Source organism: Litoreibacter halocynthiae (assembly GCF_004365635.1).
Classification (GTDB): Bacteria; Pseudomonadota; Alphaproteobacteria; order Rhodobacterales; family Rhodobacteraceae; genus Litoreibacter; species Litoreibacter halocynthiae.
In genome coordinates, this window is the sequence record NZ_SOBH01000001.1 from 1,078,501 (window position 1) to 1,095,692 (window position 17,192).

Here is a 17,192-nt window from a genome sequence, read left to right on the forward strand (position 1 = left end):
AAAGCCATGCCCAAAACACGTATGATCCATGAGTTCGGCATGGGCACGTCCCTGCGCCGCCGCGACTATACCGAGGCCGCCGCCCGCGCCATTCGCGACGCACTGTGGCACAACTCGGTCACTATCGCGGAAGCCTTCGGATTCGACAAATCCGACATGATCATCGACGTCGAAATTGGCGCGCAGAATCCCGACGCGGTCGACACGTCAAAACTCCTCGGCATCTTTCCCTATGGAACGCCCGCGATCACGGTCAAACACGGCGGCCTCGACATCCCGAAGCCCGACGGCTCCGGCGTCACGGTCATCGTCAACGCCGCCATCATGGTCAGTTTCGACATGGAGGCCGCGTAATGGAGCATCGCATCATCTTGGAGCTGGGCACCGGAAATGACCTCTACGGCCGCGACTATACCAAGGCCGCCAAACGCGCCATTCAGGACGCGTTGCACCATTCTTCCATCGTCATGTTCAAATCCCTCGGCATCGACCACACCGAGATGCGGGTGCAGGTTACAATCGGCGTTCAACAACCCGATCAACTTGACCTCGAAGCCCTGACAGCCGAGCTGCCAAGAGGTCGCGCCGAGGTCTCAGCGGTCAAAGGTGGCCTGGACGTGCACGATGCCCAGAACAACCAAACCCACGTGATCGCCACCGCCGCAATCGAGGCTTTCGTCCCCATCAGCACCAAAGACTGGAAACTGTCCTAACCCCATCATTGCTTCAAAAATACCTCGGAGGGGTCCGGGGAGGCAGCGCCTCCCCGGCGGGTCGACGGGCCGAAGGCACGGCGAAATAAGACCGACGCCATACAGCTAACCCGCGCGCAACACCGCCCGAATGAACTTCGCGGCAGAGCGGAAATGGCTCGCTCCGGCAGCTTCCGCCCAGCGTCCCGTTGTCCATGCGTTGTTGGCACCCTTCATCGGCCCACCATAAAGCTGATCCTCGGACAGGCTGTCGATCAGCCCGACCAATGCGCGCTTTCGATCTGCCAGCAGCGTCCTGACCTCATCCCAACTCAACCCCGCCTGCCGCATCCGCAAATCCGCGTTGTAGCGCTTTAGATCGTTCCACTTGTAGCCTTCAGCGGGAAAGAACACGGGCTTGCCGGCTTGACCGTCACCATACCAGCCCAAAAACAGCGCGATCCAATGTGCGCGATGGCCGATTACATCCTTGATCGACGTGCCATCCTCGCCGGCCGTCGCCTGATCCGCATCCAACACCGCGATCAGCTTATCGAGTTTTTCGTATTCTTTTTCGGTGACGGCAAGAAGCGCCGCCTTGTCGGTTGCTGCTGGCATGATCCGTCTCCTTCGACGACCATCTTAGCAGCTATCTCCCTCAATCCGCGTTGACCTTGGTCAAAACTCCACGCCCGTTCCTTGCAGAACGCCGTGTTCCATCGCGTAGCGGGTCAGCCCGGCGGTAGAGTTGATACCCAGCTTGCGTTTGATGTTCTTGCGGTGCGTCTCGACGGTATGAACTGAGATATCTAGATCAACCGCGACTTCCTTGTTCGACTTGCCTTGCGCCAGTTGCAGCAGGATCGTTTGCTCGCGCGCCGTCAGCGACTCGCGTCCGTCACTGGTATTGGGGGACAGCGAGGCGGTGGCCCCGCCACACAGATAGGTCTCCCCGCGCATTACCGCCTGAATGGCTCGGTGGATTTCATCGGTCGGCACGTCTTTCAACAGGTAGCCGCGCGCGCCATGCGACATAGCGGTGGAGACATATTCGGGCGCATCATGCATCGACAGGATCAGAATGCGGATATCAGGTTTTCGCTCCAGCAGAAACTCGGTCGCCGTCAACCCGCCCATCTGCGGCATGTTCAGATCCATCAAGATCACGTCCGGCGACAGCTCGTCCACACGGTCCAGCGCTTCCTGACCGTTGCTTAAGGTCGCGACCACCTCGATGTCGTCATAGCTTTCCAGAATGGCGCATATCCCGTCGGCCACCATCGGGTGATCATCGACCACCAGCACTTTTACAGCGTCACTCATGCAGATTTCCTTGGTTTGAGGGCAGGGGGCTTGGCCTCGGGCGACAGCATATGGGTCAGCGGGACCGAGGCCTCGATAATCGTACCCTTATCGCTCGACAGCACCCGCAGCGTGCCTTTGAGCTGGTCGATCCGCTCTTGCATGTTGCGCAATCCAAGCCCGCCGATATTCTCGGAGGTGGGTCGCGCTGCGATGCCTGTGCCATTGTCGGTGATCCGCATGGTAGCGCCCGACCGGTGACCAAAGACTTCGATCGACACGTGGCTTGCATCCGCATGACGCTCGACATTGGTTAAAGCCTCTTGCGCGATCCGGTACAAGGCGATCTTGGCGTCCTTGTCCAGCCGGTTGCGGAACACCACGGTTTTGAACTCGACCTCGGTTCCGGTGCGGCGGGAAAACTCCTCGATCAGCGATTTCAGGGCCGGACCAAGCCCCAGATCGTCCAGCACGCCGGGGCGCAAGTCGGCAGAGATGCGACGCACCTCGTGAATGGCCTCGGTCAGCCCGCCAATGCCCTTGTCGAGACTTTCCGACGCCCGCGGATCGCCGCACATGACCCGCTTTGCGGCCAGTTCCAGCGTGTAGCGCACGCCGACCAGTATCTGGCTGATGCTGTCATGCAGCTCGCGCGCCACGCGGCCGCGTTCTTCTTCCTGCGTGTCGATAATCCTTTCGGTCAGCGCGCGCAGCTTGGCATCCGCAAGGCGGCGTTCGCGCAAATTCAGCAGCAATCCCGCGACGAACACCCCGAACAGGGCAAGACTGGTGATCAGCACGATATAGACGAAGGTTTTCTGGATACGGGCCTGCACCTCGGCCTCGGCGGCGGCCACCGTGCTTAGGACATCATCGATGAAGATACCCGTCCCGAGAGCCCATTTCCAATCCTGAAGCCCGATGACATATGTGACCATCCGCGCCGTCTCGCGGGTGGAGGGCTTGGCCCAGTCATAAGCATGATAGCCCCCGCCGGAACGCGCGGTGTCGATGATTGTATCGACCACAGGCACGCCGTTCAGGTCGCTGAGCCCTTTCCAGTTCTTGCCGATCAGGAAGGTCTGGCGCGGCGAGACCAGATTGTTCCCATCGTAATCATAGACAAAGAAAAACCCGTCCTGCCCGTAGATCATCGCGCTAAGTATTTGGGTTACCTGAAGTTTTGCGGCTTCGTCGTCAGGGGCCGCGTTGCCGTAGATTGACCCGATGGCGGTGCGTGCCAAAGACAGGTAGTTCTTCAACTCCGCGCGCTTGGCCTCGATCAGCTGGCTTTCAAGCTCGCGTATTTCGCGCTCTGCAAGTTGGCGCGACTGCACCGTCACCATGACCGAAATCGCCGCCACCGCCAGCACAAGCGGCAAGCTCGTCAGCAGAAATATCTTCTGACGGTACGATAGCGAAAAACGCTTTTTTATCGAGGTCCACAATCGGGACATTAGCTGACCGTCCCTCCCTGAGATGGTCCGCGCAAGATGCGCCACGGCGCAATTCGCGTCAATGAGGTGCCATAAGCCGCGCGTTCGGCGAATTATTTTTTCAATCTACCCAGCGATGGGTATTTAGCTTCCCGAAAAGCCTGCGTAAGGTCGCGACACTTGTAACGATCCGTCGAGTCATTGCGTAACCTGTGACCCGATGAAACCTTTGGGAGGAGACACCTATGGATCGTCGTTCTTTTTTGAAAACATCCGCACTTGGCGGCACCGCAGCGGCAGCAACGACTGCGCTGGCCGCACCGGCCTATGCGCAAGGTAAGCGCACGCTGACCATGGTCACCACGTGGGGACGTGGCCTTGCAGGCGTGTTTGACGCCGCTCAGCACGCCGCTGACAGCATCACCGCCATGTCCGACGGCAACCTGACCGTCGACGTGAAAGCCGCAGGCGAGCTTGTTGGCGCGTTCGAAGTGTTTGACGCTGTGACCTCTGGTCAGGCTGACATGTACCACGGTGCAGACTACTACTTCGTTGGCCAGCACCCGGGCTATGCGTTCTTTACGTCCGTGCCGTTCGGCATGACGGCACAAGAGTTGGCCAACTGGTATTACCACGGCAATGGCGCAGCTTTGCACGACGAGCTGGGCGAAATCTTCGGTCTGAAATCCTTCCTTGGCGGCAACACAGGCGCGCAGGCTGGTGGCTGGTTCCGCAAGGAAATCAATGGCCCCGAAGACTTCAACGGCCTGAAATTCCGTATGCCCGGCCTTGGCGGTCTGGCTTTGGGCAAACTGGGCGCATCTGTGCAGAACCTTCCCGGTGCTGAAGTGTACCAAGCGTTGGCCTCCGGCGCGATTGACGGTACCGAGTGGATCGGCCCATGGGCGGACGAAAAGGCCGGTTTCCAGGAAATCACCAAGACCTACTACACCGCAGGCTTCCATGAGCCGGGTGCTGGTCTGTCGATCGCTACCAACCGCGAAGTCTACGACTCGCTGTCGCCTGCGCACCAGAAGATCGTCGAGATCGCATCTGCAGAGGCCCACCAGTGGAACCTCGCGCAGTTCCTCAACAACAACGGTGCGGCGTTGCAGCGCCTGCAATCGGCTGGCGTGAAAACGCTGGAATTCCCAGACAGCGTTTGGGATGCGTTCGGTAAGGCCTCCGATGAAGTGCATCAGGAAAACATGGGCGACGAGCTCTACAAGAAGATCTTCGACGACTACCAAGCGTCGATGAAAGCATCTTCGGGCTGGATCCAGAAATCCGAAAGCGCCTACCGTTCGCAGCGCGACCGCGTTCTGGGCTAAGGTCAGCATTGCCATATAAGGCACTGATTTAAATATTGTTTCGGCCTGTTCTTGTTATGAGGGCGGGCCGAGACGCCAACCAAGCCGCCATGGGGATTGGCGGCTACGGGGACATCAGGGGGGCACGCCATGCTGGACGCAATCGTCTGGTTTTTCACCAACATCGCCATGTCATTCTACAACTTTGCATATGCGATCACGCATCCCGGGCAATGGCTGTCTTGGGTGCCCTATATCAACCAATCCTTGCCAACGGCGGAGCATAAAGAAGCGCTAATGCGCTTTATCTATTATGGCGCCTCGGTGGAGCTGTTCTTCGTTGCCATCACCGCGTTTCTTGTGCTGCTGGCCATCGGGCTGTGGCGCAACGAATTCATGTGGGGCTGCGTGCGGGCCTTGGAAGGATTCGCCAACGTCATCGGCCGGATCGCCGCGTGGGCGGGCCTAATTATGGTCCTGCAACAAATCGTCATCATCTTCATGCAGCGCATTTTTGCGCGCGCCGAAATCTCCATGGGTTTCGGTATGAGCTTTTCCAAGGACATCAGCTGGTGGGCGGAGGAGCTGAAGCTCTACAACGCCCTCGTGGTGGCCTTGTGCGTCACCTATACATTCGTCCAAGGCGGGCATGTGCGGGTTGATCTTGTTTATTCCGCGGTCAGCTACCGCACCAAAAAGACCATCGACATGGTCGGATCACTGCTGTTCATGATGCCCGTCGCGGCGCTGACATGGCTTTATGGCTGGTTCTTCTTGTGGCGGCATCTGGTGGTGCCGAACCCGTCGGCCTCCGACGCGCTGGACAAGCTGATGCTGAAATCACGCGCCTTGCGCTGGAATATCGAAACCATCGGGTTCTCGCCCAACGGATTCAACGCATACTTCCTCTTCAAGATCCTGCTTTGCATGTTTACCGCCTTGGTGTTCTTGCAAGCGATCGCCTTCTTCATGCGCTCCTATCTGGAACGCAAGGAAGGGCCGGAGAGTGAGGGCAAATACCTCGACAAAGACCTGCTGGGCGATGAAGACGCCGAGCTTGTCGCAAATATACACTAAGGGGCTGAACCAATGCTTTTCGGATTAGATGGCGTCGAAATCGGCCTGATTATCGTGTTCCTTTGCCTGTTCGGCGGGATCCTGTCGGGCTTTCCAGTGGCCTTCGCAATCGGTGGCGCGGGGATCATTTCCTTCGCAATCATCGCAGCGCTCGATACGGGCGGGCTGTTGATCCACCAAGCGATTGACACAGGCTCCGCCGAATACGCCGCGTTACTGGCGGAAGGGCTGAAACCCGAAACCATATCCATGTTCCGATACCCCGACCTGCCAAGACTGGCCGAGCCGGTTTTCGTCCAAGGCTGGGAAGTCGCACTGGACCGCAATGTGTCGTTCATCGTGAACCGCATCAACGAGCGTGTGCTGGCAGGGGCGTCCATCGAAACGCTGCTGGCGGTGTTGATGTTCGTGCTGATGGGCATCACGCTGGAACGCTCCAAGATCGCCAACGACTTGCTGACAACGATGGCCCGCGTCTTCGGCCCGCTGCCCGGCGGTCTTGCCGTGTCGGTGGTTGTTGTGGGCGCGTTCCTTGCGGCGTCCACAGGGATCGTGGGGGCTACTGTGGTCACCATGGGCCTGCTGTCGCTGCCGACCATGTTGAAGAACAACTATTCGCCGGAACTTGCCACCGGAGTGATCGCCGCATCCGGCACACTTGGGCAGATCATTCCACCCTCCATCGTGATCGTGCTTTTGGGCACGCTGGCCGGTGATCTTTATTCCGCCGCACAGGAAGCCCGCGCGCAAGAGGTCGGCTGCTCCGACGCGCTGACCTATCTGGGTGAGCCTGCGGTGGTGTCGGTCGGGACATTGTTCCAAGCAGCCCTTCTGCCGGGCATCATGCTGGCCTTGCTCTATGCGCTTTATGCCTTCGGGTACGCGGTGCTGAACCCGTCCAAAGCCCCTGCGGTCGAACTTGGCGCCGCCAATGGCGAGCCGATCCGCCGCTCCGAAGCCCTGACATGGTTCTTGTTCGCGCCAATCGGTTTGATAGTCGGGCTGATCCTGTTGATGCAGGTGAATATAATCGGGTCCCAAAACTTCCAGGTGGACAGCTTCTCTGACGCGGGTGAAACCGCATCGCTGCGCACCAATGTCTCGGAGCAATGCCAAGGGGCGATGATCGAGCTGCACGGCGAAGAAGCGTGGGCCACCGCACTTGCCGAACAAGAGGTTATCGACGCCGCTGGCGGTGTCGCCCAATCGGTCAAACTGACTGAGGAAGAACTGGCCGCCGCAATCGACACCAAGGTCGCCGCAGCTGCCCCGATTGGCACAGGTATCGCTGTGGGCTTGCTGCTTATCAGCCTGATGATCGTGGTCGCGCGGGGCGTATCCCCGACCGCCAATCCGGTGCCGCTGATCGTGGGGGTCGCCGGTATCTTGCTCGCGATGCTGGTCGACACGCTTTTGATCGCGCCAACGACATCGCCCGGCACGACCTTCTTGCTGTTGCTCGCCCCGTTGGGCCTGATGCTGTACGGGGCCAAATACGCCGCCGGAATCCTCGGGCGCAATGACCTGATCCGCGTGGTGTTCCCGCCGCTGGTTCTGATCGTCGCCGTTCTGGGCTCGATCCTTGGCGGAATTACCAACCCGACGCCTGCGGCGGCACTCGGGGCAGGCGGGGCAATCATGCTTGCGGCCTACCGCAAGCTGCAAGACGAGGGCCGGTCGGGGCGTATGGTGATCCTGACGACCTTCGCGATCATCATCATGATCCTTGTCGGGGTGAATTTTGACCTACGCGTCAATATCGAGGTGGTCAGCTTCGAGAACACGCTGGCCTTCCTCGTCGCACAAGCCGCCTATCTGTTCGCGATGTTCGGGTTGTTCTTCGCCTGCTACGTGTTGTGGAACTACGGCGTCCTCAGCCCTGTGGTGCGGGAGACGGCCAAGGTCACATCCATGGTGTTCACCATCCTCATTGGCTCGCAGCTGTTGAACCTTGTGGTGATTTCCTTTGGCGGGGAGCACTATATCCAGCAGTTCCTGAAGTCCTTTGACAGCGAGCTTCAGGTCTTCATCATTGTGATGCTGGTGCTGTTCGTTCTGGGCTTCGTGCTCGACTTCCTCGAGATCATCTACATCGTGATCCCGATTGTCGGGCCAGTGATCTACGGCGGCACAATGGACCCGAAATGGGTGACCATCATGATCGCGGTGAACCTGCAAACCTCGTTCCTGACACCACCCTTCGGCTTCGCCTTGTTCTACCTGCGCGGCGTGGCCCCGAAAGAGGTCACAACGGGGCATATCTACCGCGGGATTATCCCCTTCGTGCTTATTCAGGTGATGGCATTGGGCCTACTGGCCCTGTTCCCGTCGGTCGTGACCATCCTTCCGAACCTGATCGGGAACTGATATTGCGCATCTGCCACCTCGGATCGGGGTGGCAGATGTGACACATCAGAATGATTAATTCATTGGAATTGCTCAGAAATCAGGCCGCTTCTGTCAACTAGCCGACAACGTCTTGCCTCGAGACCCGTATATGCTGAAAATGTTCGGTAACGAGTGATTTGTTTCCCCATTTTCTTGCTTTGGATGCGTCTCTTCAGGCATTCTGAGCGGGATAGGAACCTAAAAGGTAGCAATTGGCCTTGAGAAATTCTGTTCTATTCCCCCAGCTGTTGGACGCCAGTATCCTTCGCGACCTATCGCGCGAAACGCAGGAGTTTTTTCTAGACAGCTGCAAACGTCGAACCTTCAAAGCCGGCGAAACGATGCTCCGCCAAGGCGAGCAAACCGACAGCATGTTGATCGTCGCGGAGGGCCGCATCGAAGTCAGCTATGTGAACGAAACGGGGCATCACTCGATCATTTACCACGCGTTTTCCGGCAACGTGTTGGGGATGGTCGAAACCCTGTCAGAGCGCCCCTGCGCGGGAACCTGCAAAGCGCTGTCTGACACAACTGTTCTGATGTGTCGGCGCTCCGACCTGATCAAGAAAATGGCCTCCAAGGTGTTCGTTCGGAATTTTGCCGCCGATTTGCACGACGTCCTTGCCCATGACAACCGGTTCAAATCTATCGACCAGTTCTTTAGCGCCGAGCAAAAGATCTGCGTCTATCTGGAAAAGCTGTCTCAAGACGGCTCGGTGTTCACTGAAAGCCAAGGCTATCTGGCCGATGTCGTGGGGTGTTCGCGTCAAACAGTGAACAAAGAACTCGGGCGTCTGCGTGATCGCGGGATCATCGAAATGACCAAAGCGGGCATCAGGATACTAGATATCAAAGCCCTGTCGAACCGCCTGACAGAATTGGGCGATACCAAAGCCACCGGCACAGGCTAGGATTTCAGTTGAAGCAAGTCCCACCGGTTGCCCCAAGGATCCCACCACACGGCAACCTTGCCATAAGGCTCGTCACGCGGTGCTTCCTCGAAGGTGACGCCTGCGGCTGACATCCGCTGATAATCGGCGTCGAAATCATCGCTGTTCAGGAAGAACCCGACACGCCCGCCGGTCTGGTTGCCAATGGCAGCGATCTGCGTGTCGCCTTTGGCCTCGGCCAGCAAAATGCGTGTCTCGGCGTCGGGCGAGGGGGCAATCAACACCCACCGCTTCCCGTTGCCCATATCGGTGTCTTCAATCAGGTGAAAGCCAGCGCGCTTCACATAGAATGAGATCCCGTCATCATAGCTCGGCACCACAATGGCGAAGGCCGAGATATGTCGGCTCATTCTTTCGGGGCGCGGGTGTCCGGCAGGCTGATGCGGGCGACCTGTTCGGCGATCGGGTCCACGGATAGCGGGTGCGTATCTTCGTCATAGTCCTCGGCGTCAGTCATCGACTGCCAAGCCCCGCCGCGGAAAATCTCCAGCGCGCCGAAACCGGCCTTGTAACCCATCTTCGGGGAACCCGGCACCCAGTAGCCCAGATAGACATAGGGCAGGCCCGCTTCTTGCGCGATGCGCACATGATCCAGAATGATATAGCTGCCAAGAGAATTGCGCGCCCAATCAGGGTCATAGAACGAATAGACCATCGACAATCCGTCATCGAGCACATCTGTCAGGCAGGTCGCGATCAGCTCGGGGCTATCGCCGGAGCGGTCCCAATATTCGATGACGCGGCTTTTGACCGGAGTCTCCTCGATCATCGCGGCAAACTCGAAAATATCCATATCGGCCATGCCACCATCTGCGTGACGCGAATCCAGATAGCGGCGGAACAACTCGTATTGCTCTTCGGTGGCCCAAGGCGACGTCGCTTCGCGCTCCAGCACCTTATTGCGGTTCAGGCACCTGCGCTGGCTCCGGCTTGGCTTGAAATCGGCCACGCGGATGCGGGCTGACAAACAGGCGGAACAATCGGCGCAAGAGGGGCGATACAGCACGTTCTGGGACCGCCGAAAGCCTTGCTTGCTCAGGGTATTATTCAAGGTATTCGCATGCTCGCCCTGCAACGCCGTGAACAGTTTACGTTCGCGGCGTTTGTCCAGATACGGGCAGGCCTGCGGGGCCGTGACGTAGAACTGGGGGGCAATGGGTAGTGTGTGGCGCATGGAGCCTCGGGCAAGAGCAGTTCGACCAGAGCCTACCAATGCCCCTCGCGACTCACAAATGCTTTTTGGGGAGGGTCTCCGCACAGCTCTCATTTCTTTGAACTGTGCGGTGAAAAGGTGCCTTTAGTACCGGCCGGGCGTGTTAATCGCGACCACGCCGGTAAACATGTCATGCAGGCCTTGCCCGCGATCGGTCATCAGCATCAGAAACACCGACGCAATTTGCGGGATGAAGAAGGCGCTGGCGATCATGAAGGCGATTGTGTGCAACGCCGCCGCAGACCCGTCCAGCCGCTGGCCGTCATGGGCGCGCAATTCGATGTTGAACAACCGCATGCCCGGTGTGGCCGATGCCGCCCGGATCGAGCCGATGCGGTAAACCAACGACACCACCAAGAACACCAGCGGGAACACGAACCACAGCAAAAACAGCGGGATGCTGGCAATCACGGCAGCAATTATGCCGATCAGAACCGTATCCACGACCCACGCCAACAGGCGTTTGACGCCGACGCCTTCGTAAAAGGCGGGCTGGGCATGGGGGTCGGGCAGGGCGTCGTAGGTGTCATTCATAGTGAAAGACATGGGGGTGAGTCTCCGGTTTTAAAAGGGGGTGCCGCGCCCCGAAAAGGGGCGCAGCGGGAAGATTCAGGCGTCTTCGCTGGATTTGGCGGCTTCCGCACGCTCGTCCATGAAGGCATCGAACTCGGATTTGTCCTTGGCCTCGCGCAGACGTTCCAGGAAGGTCTCGAACGCGTGTTGCTCGTCCTCAAGGCGTTTCAGCATGTCGGCTTTGTAGGAATCAAACGCTGTGTTGCCGGAGGTTTTGAACCCGTGGCTAGAACGGTGCGCCATGGCGCGGCTGCGGCAGGAAGTGTTGAACATGCGTTTGCTCCAGATCATATATGCAAGAATGGCGAGGCCGACGGGCCACACGAAGATAAAGCCAAAGACCATGGCTGCGATCCATGCGCCCTTACCGCGCTCGTCCAGCCAGGCTTCAGCCCGGGCGAACCAGCCCATGCGGGGCATCGTGTGGGTGGCTGTTGGGGTAGGGGTCATCTGTCGCTCCTTTATGTGAATGTTATTTACATTTACATATTTGGGGATTGCTGACGCGCTTTCAAGAGAATTCGGATCGAAAAACACGAAAAAGGGCGCAGTTTCCCGCGCCCTCATTGAATTTGTTCAAATATTTTGGCTTAGGAAGTCAGCTCGTAAGCCCGTTCCCCATGCGAGGAAAGGTCCAAACCGGTGATTTCATCCTCTTCCGACACGCGAATTGGCAGGATCATCTTGATCAAAACTACCAATCCGGCGGTCACAACAGCTGTCCAGATGCCAACAACAACCAACCCGCCCAGCTGCGCGGTCCAACTTGCGTGACCAAACACCGCCAGCATGATGATACCGAAGATACCGCCCACACCATGCACCGCAAATACGTCCAGCGTATCGTCGATCTTAAGGACGGTTTTGACCACGCCGCAGAGCTCTTGGCACATGATACCCGCGACGCCGCCAATTAGCATGGCCTCCATCGGCCCGACCGAGCCGGAGGCAGGTGTGATCGACGCCAAGCCCGCGATGGTGCCTGTTACCATACCCACCAGCGACGCCTTGCCAAAGCGGATGCGCTCCCAAGCGGCCCAAGTAATAGACGCCATCGCCGCCGAGATATGCGTGACCGTAATCGCCATTGCCGCGCCACCGTCCGCCGCCAGTTGTGAGCCGCCGTTGAAGCCGAACCAGCCGACCCACAGCATCGCTGCACCGATCATCACCATGCCGGGATTGTGCGGCGGGACGGCCGCATTGCGACGCGGCCCAAGGAAGACTGCAAGGATCAACGCCGCGATACCCGCCGTCTGGTGCACCACGATGCCGCCCGCAAAATCGTTCACGCCATCTTCGAACAGCGACCACTCCGCGCCCGCCAGCAAGCCGCCGCCCCAGATCCAGTGCGCCACGGGTGCGTAACAGATCAGCATCCACAGCGACGAGAACACCATGATGAACGCGTAGCTTATGCGCTCCACATAGGCGCCGACGATCAGGGCAGGGGTGATGATGGCGAAGGTCATCTGGAAGGCAAAGAACAGTACTTCGGGGATCGTTCCCGACAAGCTGTCCGCCGTCACGCCGTTCAGAAACGCCTTGTCCAGCCCGCCCCAGAACGCGTTGCCCTCGCCGAACGCGATGGAATATCCGGCGACCAGCCACAGGATGCTCATCACGCAGGCGATGGAGAAACATTGCATGAAAACGCTGAGCACGTTCCGCGCCCGTACCAGCCCGCCGTAAAATAGCGCCAGTCCGGGCAGAGTCATAAATAGCACCAAGGCTGTGGCGACGAGTATCCAAGCGGTGTCCGCTCCGTTCATGGGGTCATTCCTTTTGTGTCCTGTTAGAGACCACAAACGGGCCGGAACGCGGAAGAAAGAGGCAGGGCCGCCCAAAACATGGGCGATTGCGTCGGTGCTGAAATTTTAGGCTAAAACAAGGTGACGTGCCGCGATAGCGGGCAGTTAGGAAAGCGCGGACAGCAACAATGTCAGCGCATGGGCCACGGTGGCCCGACGCACTTCGCTGCGACCAAGTGCGCCGAATTGCACGGTTTCAGTCGCGACACCGCGCGCCGTTGCCACGCCGAAGCAGACCATACCTTCCGGTTTGAACTCCGAGCCGCCCGGTCCCGCGATCCCCGTCACCGACACCGCCAGATCCACGCCGGACGCCTTTAGTGCGCCTTCCGCCATTTCCCGCGCGACCTGTTCGGACACCGCGCCATGGGCTTCCAGCGACGCCACCGTAACGTCCAGCATCTTTTGCTTGGCCGTGTTGGAATAGGTCACGAACCCGCATTCCACCACGTCGGACGAGCCCGCGACCTCGGTCAATGTCCCTGCAATCAAGCCGCCGGTGCAACTTTCCGCCGTGGCGATGCGCCAACCCTTGGCCCGCGCCGCCTCAAGAACTTCAGCCGCATCAGCCATGGGATATCCAAGCGCCAAGCATCACGACCAAAGCCGCCAGAACGCCCGCGATAACGTCATCCAGCATCACGCCCAGCGGCCCTTCCTTGCGGTCCGCCCAACCCACAGGGCCGGGTTTCCAGATGTCGAACAGCCGGAACGCGATGAACGCCGTCACGACGCCGGGCCACAGGGTCCAGAACGACACGCCCGCATGGCTGATCCCGACGGCAACCGGCAAAAGGGCAATCCATTGCCCCACCACTTCGTCGATCACAATCTCCGAGGGGTCGTGGTCGTCCTTGCCCTTGGTCTCCATCGAGGTGACGGCCCAGCCCAGAACGAACATTATCACCGTCAGCGCCGCCAGTGCCACGTAGCCGCGCCACTCTATTATGCCCCACGCCGCGATCACCGCCGCGGCCGAGCCCCATGTGCCCGGCGCGGGGCGCAACAACCCGACATAGAAGAAGGTCGCCCAGAATTTTGACACCGAGAACATCGCGTTACCCCTTCACCAGCGTGGCGGTCGCCATGCAGGCAATCCCCTCGCGTCTGCCGGTAAAGCCCAATTGCTCCGATGTTGTAGCCTTGACGCTTACCCGATCCAGAGAAATATCCAGCAATTCCGACACCTTCTCACGCATCGTTAAAGCGTGAGGCCCGATCTTCGGCTCCTCGCAAATCAGCGTGCAATCCACGTTGGAGATCGCAAACCCCATCTCGCCCGCCAAATCCCGCGCGTGTTCCAGAAACACATGGCTGGCCATGCCTTTCCATTGCGGGTCGCTTGGCGGGAAATGCTGCCCAATGTCGCCCTGCGCCAAAGCGCCATAAATCGCGTCCGTTATTGTGTGCAGCCCCACATCGGCGTCCGAGTGTCCTTGCAACCCGCGCCCGTGCGGCACCTTGATCCCACACAAAACCACATGATCCCCCGGCCCGAAGCGATGCACATCAAATCCGTTGCCAACCCGTATATCCACGGTGTTCTCCAAATATTGCTCGGCCCGGGCGAAATCCTCGGGCGTGGTGATCTTCAGGTTCCGCTCGCTGCCTGCCACGATGATCACGTCCATGCCAGCCGCGCGGGCAATTTCCACGTCGTCTGCCGCGCCTCCGACATGCGATCGGTGCGCCGCCAGAATATCCGCCAGATGAAACCCTTGCGGGGTCTGTGCGCGGTATAGATCGCTGCGGTCCTGCGTGCCGGAAACCTTGCCGCCGTCACCGCGCCACAGCGCGTCCGTCACCGCCAAGGCAGGGGCCGCGCCTTGTGCGTCCTGCAAGCCGTTCAACACGCCGTCAATCACGTCAGCGCTCACCAAAGGCCGCGCGCCGTCATGGATCAGCACAAGATCAAAGCGGCCCTCGACAGCCTGCAACCCGTTCAGGACCGAGGCGTCGCGGCTTTCGCCACCGGTGACGACCCTAACCCCGTCCGGCATCCAGTCCACGGGCGCGTTGTCAGGGACGACCAAGACAATTTCGTCCACAGACGGGTGCGCGGAGAAGGCGGCACAGGTCCAGTCGATGACGCGGCGACGCGCAAGCGCTTGCCATTGCTTGGCAATTTCGCCACCCGCACGGGTGCCACGACCTGCCGCCACGATCACGGCGACCACAGAGGGGCGGTTCAAATCCATGAGATTTGTCTATGATGTGCGCATCCGAAGAACAATGCCCCCGTTACCAACGCCTAATTTTTAGGCAAACACAAATAATGCGGCATGTTATCGCGAATTCCCTTGCGCCACACGTTGCCAGCACCTTGTGAAGCGGGTAGCCAAGTGAGCGAATGCACAAGGATTAGGCGTTTGCACATCCAACTGGCAAATCATCAGATCGACCCCCCGGTATTGCTCGCCCCATTGGCGGGGATCACCGACTTGCCGTTCCGCAAGCTGGTGTCGAGCTTCGGTGCGGGGCTGGTGGTGTCGGAAATGGTCGCCAGTCAGGAAATGGTGCAAGCCAAACCCGGCGTGCGCGAAAAGGCCGAACTGGGCATGGAATTTGCCAACACTTCCGTACAATTGGCCGGACGCGAAGCCCGCTGGATGGCCGAGGCCGCCCGCGTCGTCGCCGCCAACGGCGCCCGCGTAATCGACATCAACATGGGCTGCCCTGCCAAGAAGGTCACCAACGGCTATTCCGGCTCCGCACTGCTCAAGGATCTGGACCACGCGCTGACCCTGATCGACGCGGTGGTCGGCGCAGTCGATATCCCCGTGACCCTGAAAACCCGTTTGGGATGGGACGATGATCTGCTCAATGCGCCAACATTAGCGAGGCGGGCCGAGGATGCTGGCATCTGCATGATCACGATCCATGGCCGCACCCGCTGCCAGTTCTACAAGGGCCGCGCCGACTGGGCGGCCATCCGCACTGTGAAGGACGCCGTTACCATTCCCGTCGTGGCAAATGGCGATATTACCGACGCCGCGACTGCCCGCACTGCGCTCGATGTTTCTGGTGCGGATGGTGTGATGATCGGGCGGGGCGCACAGGGTCGCCCTTGGGCTTTGGCACAGGTGGCGCACACGCTCCATGGCACCGCCGCGCCGGACATCCCGACGGGTGAGGCACTGGCCGATATGGTCGCGGCACATTACGAGGACATGCTCGATTTCTACGGCCCCGAGCTTGGGCTGCGCGTCGCCCGCAAACATTTGGGCTGGTATATGGACGGGGCAGGGACCGCCGCCCCGCTGCGCCGCGAGGTGCTCACCGCGAAATCCTCCGAAAAGGTCCTAAAGCTGTTGCCGCTGGCGCTGGAAAACGGGGCCGCCGCATGACCGCCAGCTTCTTTGACACTTTGTGGATATCGCTCCCGATCCCGTGCTTGGTCATCGACGGCCAAAGCAATATCGCCGAGATCAATCCGGCGGGCGAGACCTTCATGAACGCCTCCGCCAAGTCCCTGCGCGGCGCGCCGGTCTGGGACAAGCTGCATGTCGACGCGCCATTGGATGAGGCCGTCACCCGTGTGCGCCGTGACGGTTCCGCCCTGTTTGTGAACACGGTCGATGTCGGGTCGGGCGAGAAACCACCTGTGCAGTGCAACGTGCAGTTGACCACCATTGTCGATCGCCCCGGCTACATCATGATCCTGCTGGAGCCGCGCGAAATTGCCCATAAAATGGGCCGCGACCTGCAATCCAAAAGCGCGGCGCGCTCTGCTATCGGCATGGCCGAAATGCTGGCCCATGAAATCAAGAACCCGCTGGCTGGCATCACTGGTGCCGCGCAGTTGCTGAGTATGAACCTGAGCGGCGATGACGTTGAACTGACCGATCTGATCGTCGAGGAATCCCGTCGCGTGGTGAAGTTGTTGGAGCAAGTCGAACAGTTCGGCAATCTGCGCCCGCCCTTGCGCGGCGCCGTCAACCTGCACGACATACTTGATCGCGCGCAAAAAAGCGCCGCCGTGGGCTTTGCCGCGCATATGAAGATCAGGGAAAACTACGACCCGTCGCTACCGTCCACCTTTGCTGATTCCGACCAGTTGCTTCAGGTCTTCCAGAACCTGCTGAAAAACGCATCGGAGGCCTCAGACAAATCCGGCGGCACGATCGAAATCCGCACCTTCTACGAGATGTCCCTGCGCGTGGAGCGCCCCGACGGCACCCGCGCCGCAGTGCCGTTACAGGTCGAAATCATCGACGACGGCCCCGGACTGCCGCAAGAGCTTGCAGGCGAGGTGTTCGAGCCTTTCGTCTCTGGCCGCGAAAACGGAACCGGCCTCGGGCTGGCGCTGGTCTCGAAAATCATCTCGGAGCATGACGGCTGGATTTCCGTCACCTCCGTTCCCGGGCGCACGGTGTTCCGCATCTCGCTGCCCGTCGCCCCGAAACTGCATGACCTATGACCCACCCGAAAGAGAGCACC

The 17,192-nt window shown here is 59.5% G+C and carries 19 protein-coding genes; 8 read left to right on the forward strand and 11 right to left on the reverse strand.

Annotation, left to right across the window (positions count from 1 at the left end; all coding sequences use genetic code 11):
- The first annotated feature begins 6 nt into the window (after positions 1–6).
- Complete coding sequence (locus BDE40_RS05280; RefSeq protein WP_134013393.1) at positions 7–354, forward strand: Lin0512 family protein; 348 nt, start codon at positions 7–9, stop codon at positions 352–354.
- Positions 354–713, forward strand: a complete 360-nt coding sequence (locus tag BDE40_RS05285; protein WP_134013394.1) for a Lin0512 family protein — start codon at positions 354–356, stop codon at positions 711–713. The genes BDE40_RS05280 and BDE40_RS05285 overlap by 1 nt, the downstream gene beginning before the upstream one ends.
- A 105-nt stretch (positions 714–818) precedes the next feature.
- Here the strand turns inward: BDE40_RS05285 and BDE40_RS05290 are convergent, their stop codons facing one another.
- Genes BDE40_RS05290 through BDE40_RS05300 form a run of 3 tightly spaced genes read right to left on the reverse strand, consistent with a single transcriptional unit; the run spans position 819 to position 3,451 of the window.
- Positions 819–1,310, reverse strand: a complete 492-nt coding sequence (locus tag BDE40_RS05290; RefSeq protein WP_134013395.1) for a ClbS/DfsB family four-helix bundle protein — start codon at positions 1,308–1,310, stop codon at positions 819–821.
- Positions 1,311–1,370: 60 nt separating this feature from the next.
- A complete protein-coding gene (locus BDE40_RS05295) occupies positions 1,371–2,015 on the reverse strand; it encodes a response regulator transcription factor (RefSeq protein WP_134013396.1) in 645 nt (214 codons plus the stop codon).
- Positions 2,012–3,451: a cache domain-containing protein gene (locus BDE40_RS05300; RefSeq protein WP_134013397.1), complete on the reverse strand. Its 1,440-nt coding sequence runs from the start codon at positions 3,449–3,451 to the stop codon at positions 2,012–2,014. Before BDE40_RS05300 ends, BDE40_RS05295 begins: the two co-directional genes overlap by 4 nt.
- A 224-nt stretch (positions 3,452–3,675) precedes the next feature.
- Here BDE40_RS05300 and BDE40_RS05305 point away from each other — a divergent pair, with 224 nt between their 5' ends.
- The 4 genes from BDE40_RS05305 to BDE40_RS05320 all read left to right on the forward strand — a co-directional run bounded on the left by BDE40_RS05305 (position 3,676) and on the right by BDE40_RS05320 (position 9,116).
- A complete protein-coding gene (locus BDE40_RS05305; RefSeq protein ID WP_073141491.1) occupies positions 3,676–4,761 on the forward strand; it encodes a TRAP transporter substrate-binding protein in 1,086 nt (361 codons plus the stop codon).
- Between the two features lie 129 nt (positions 4,762–4,890).
- Positions 4,891–5,817, forward strand: a complete 927-nt coding sequence (locus BDE40_RS05310; RefSeq protein ID WP_134013398.1) for a TRAP transporter small permease subunit — start codon at positions 4,891–4,893, stop codon at positions 5,815–5,817.
- A gap of 12 nt (positions 5,818–5,829) precedes the next feature.
- Positions 5,830–8,184 (forward strand): TRAP transporter large permease, encoded by a 2,355-nt coding sequence (locus tag BDE40_RS05315; protein WP_134013399.1) that lies wholly within the window; start codon positions 5,830–5,832, stop codon positions 8,182–8,184.
- 269 nt (positions 8,185–8,453) lie between these two features.
- The gene (locus tag BDE40_RS05320; RefSeq protein ID WP_134013400.1) at positions 8,454–9,116 is read left to right on the forward strand and encodes a Crp/Fnr family transcriptional regulator; all 663 of its coding nucleotides are present in this window, start codon (positions 8,454–8,456) and stop codon (positions 9,114–9,116) included.
- Here the strand turns inward: BDE40_RS05320 and BDE40_RS05325 are convergent.
- From BDE40_RS05325 to BDE40_RS05360, 8 genes are all read right to left on the reverse strand, one after another.
- The gene (locus BDE40_RS05325) at positions 9,113–9,505 is read right to left on the reverse strand and encodes a VOC family protein (RefSeq protein ID WP_134013401.1); all 393 of its coding nucleotides are present in this window, start codon (positions 9,503–9,505) and stop codon (positions 9,113–9,115) included. The two genes, BDE40_RS05320 and BDE40_RS05325, sit on opposite strands and share 4 nt — an antisense overlap.
- A complete protein-coding gene (locus BDE40_RS05330) occupies positions 9,502–10,329 on the reverse strand; it encodes an arginyltransferase (protein WP_073141502.1) in 828 nt (275 codons plus the stop codon). Before BDE40_RS05330 ends, BDE40_RS05325 begins: the two co-directional genes overlap by 4 nt.
- Positions 10,330–10,452: 123 nt before the next feature.
- A complete protein-coding gene (locus BDE40_RS05335; RefSeq protein WP_134013402.1) occupies positions 10,453–10,902 on the reverse strand; it encodes an RDD family protein in 450 nt (149 codons plus the stop codon).
- Positions 10,903–10,977: 75 nt separating this feature from the next.
- Entirely contained in the window at positions 10,978–11,391 is a 414-nt protein-coding gene (locus BDE40_RS05340) for a DUF2852 domain-containing protein (protein WP_134013403.1), read from the reverse strand.
- A 140-nt stretch (positions 11,392–11,531) separates the two neighbouring features.
- Positions 11,532–12,713: an ammonium transporter gene (locus BDE40_RS05345; RefSeq protein ID WP_134013404.1), complete on the reverse strand. Its 1,182-nt coding sequence runs from the start codon at positions 12,711–12,713 to the stop codon at positions 11,532–11,534.
- Between the two features lie 144 nt (positions 12,714–12,857).
- The gene (locus BDE40_RS05350) at positions 12,858–13,325 is read right to left on the reverse strand and encodes a CinA family protein (protein WP_134013405.1); all 468 of its coding nucleotides are present in this window, start codon (positions 13,323–13,325) and stop codon (positions 12,858–12,860) included.
- Positions 13,318–13,806 (reverse strand): phosphatidylglycerophosphatase A family protein, encoded by a 489-nt coding sequence (locus tag BDE40_RS05355; protein WP_425462388.1) that lies wholly within the window; start codon positions 13,804–13,806, stop codon positions 13,318–13,320. Before BDE40_RS05355 ends, BDE40_RS05350 begins: the two co-directional genes overlap by 8 nt.
- Positions 13,807–13,810: 4 nt before the next feature.
- Positions 13,811–14,950 (reverse strand): bifunctional 2-C-methyl-D-erythritol 4-phosphate cytidylyltransferase/2-C-methyl-D-erythritol 2,4-cyclodiphosphate synthase, encoded by a 1,140-nt coding sequence (locus BDE40_RS05360; protein ID WP_134013406.1) that lies wholly within the window; start codon positions 14,948–14,950, stop codon positions 13,811–13,813.
- 171 nt (positions 14,951–15,121) lie between these two features.
- Here BDE40_RS05360 and dusB point away from each other — a divergent pair, with 171 nt between their 5' ends.
- Together dusB and BDE40_RS05370 are read left to right on the forward strand one after the other, a co-directional pair.
- Positions 15,122–16,099 (forward strand): tRNA dihydrouridine synthase DusB, encoded by a 978-nt coding sequence (gene dusB, locus BDE40_RS05365; RefSeq protein WP_246030362.1) that lies wholly within the window; start codon positions 15,122–15,124, stop codon positions 16,097–16,099.
- Positions 16,096–17,172 (forward strand): two-component system sensor histidine kinase NtrB, encoded by a 1,077-nt coding sequence (locus BDE40_RS05370; protein WP_134013408.1) that lies wholly within the window; start codon positions 16,096–16,098, stop codon positions 17,170–17,172. Before dusB ends, BDE40_RS05370 begins: the two co-directional genes overlap by 4 nt.
- The last annotated feature ends 20 nt before the right edge of the window (positions 17,173–17,192 follow it).

Bases quoted from the DNA above. Each gene is read 5' to 3' on its own strand.
- BDE40_RS05335 (WP_134013402.1), bottom strand. From the start codon at position 10,902: ATGAATGACACCTACGACGCCCTGCCCGACCCCCATGCCCAGCCCGCC.
- BDE40_RS05290 (WP_134013395.1), bottom strand. From the start codon at position 1,310: ATGCCAGCAGCAACCGACAAGGCGGCGCTTCTTGCCGTCACCGAAAAA.
- BDE40_RS05355 (WP_425462388.1), bottom strand. From the start codon at position 13,806: ATGTTCTCGGTGTCAAAATTCTGGGCGACCTTCTTCTATGTCGGGTTG.
- BDE40_RS05305 (WP_073141491.1), top strand. From the start codon at position 3,676: ATGGATCGTCGTTCTTTTTTGAAAACATCCGCACTTGGCGGCACCGCA.
- BDE40_RS05300 (WP_134013397.1), bottom strand. From the start codon at position 3,451: ATGTCCCGATTGTGGACCTCGATAAAAAAGCGTTTTTCGCTATCGTAC.
- BDE40_RS05280 (WP_134013393.1), top strand. From the start codon at position 7: ATGCCCAAAACACGTATGATCCATGAGTTCGGCATGGGCACGTCCCTG.
- BDE40_RS05345 (WP_134013404.1), bottom strand. From the start codon at position 12,713: ATGAACGGAGCGGACACCGCTTGGATACTCGTCGCCACAGCCTTGGTG.
- BDE40_RS05295 (WP_134013396.1), bottom strand. From the start codon at position 2,015: ATGAGTGACGCTGTAAAAGTGCTGGTGGTCGATGATCACCCGATGGTG.
- BDE40_RS05330 (WP_073141502.1), bottom strand. From the start codon at position 10,329: ATGCGCCACACACTACCCATTGCCCCCCAGTTCTACGTCACGGCCCCG.
- BDE40_RS05310 (WP_134013398.1), top strand. From the start codon at position 4,891: ATGCTGGACGCAATCGTCTGGTTTTTCACCAACATCGCCATGTCATTC.
- BDE40_RS05370 (WP_134013408.1), top strand. From the start codon at position 16,096: ATGACCGCCAGCTTCTTTGACACTTTGTGGATATCGCTCCCGATCCCG.
- BDE40_RS05285 (WP_134013394.1), top strand. From the start codon at position 354: ATGGAGCATCGCATCATCTTGGAGCTGGGCACCGGAAATGACCTCTAC.
- BDE40_RS05325 (WP_134013401.1), bottom strand. From the start codon at position 9,505: ATGAGCCGACATATCTCGGCCTTCGCCATTGTGGTGCCGAGCTATGAT.
- BDE40_RS05315 (WP_134013399.1), top strand. From the start codon at position 5,830: ATGCTTTTCGGATTAGATGGCGTCGAAATCGGCCTGATTATCGTGTTC.
- BDE40_RS05340 (WP_134013403.1), bottom strand. From the start codon at position 11,391: ATGACCCCTACCCCAACAGCCACCCACACGATGCCCCGCATGGGCTGG.
- BDE40_RS05360 (WP_134013406.1), bottom strand. From the start codon at position 14,950: ATGGATTTGAACCGCCCCTCTGTGGTCGCCGTGATCGTGGCGGCAGGT.
- BDE40_RS05350 (WP_134013405.1), bottom strand. From the start codon at position 13,325: ATGGCTGATGCGGCTGAAGTTCTTGAGGCGGCGCGGGCCAAGGGTTGG.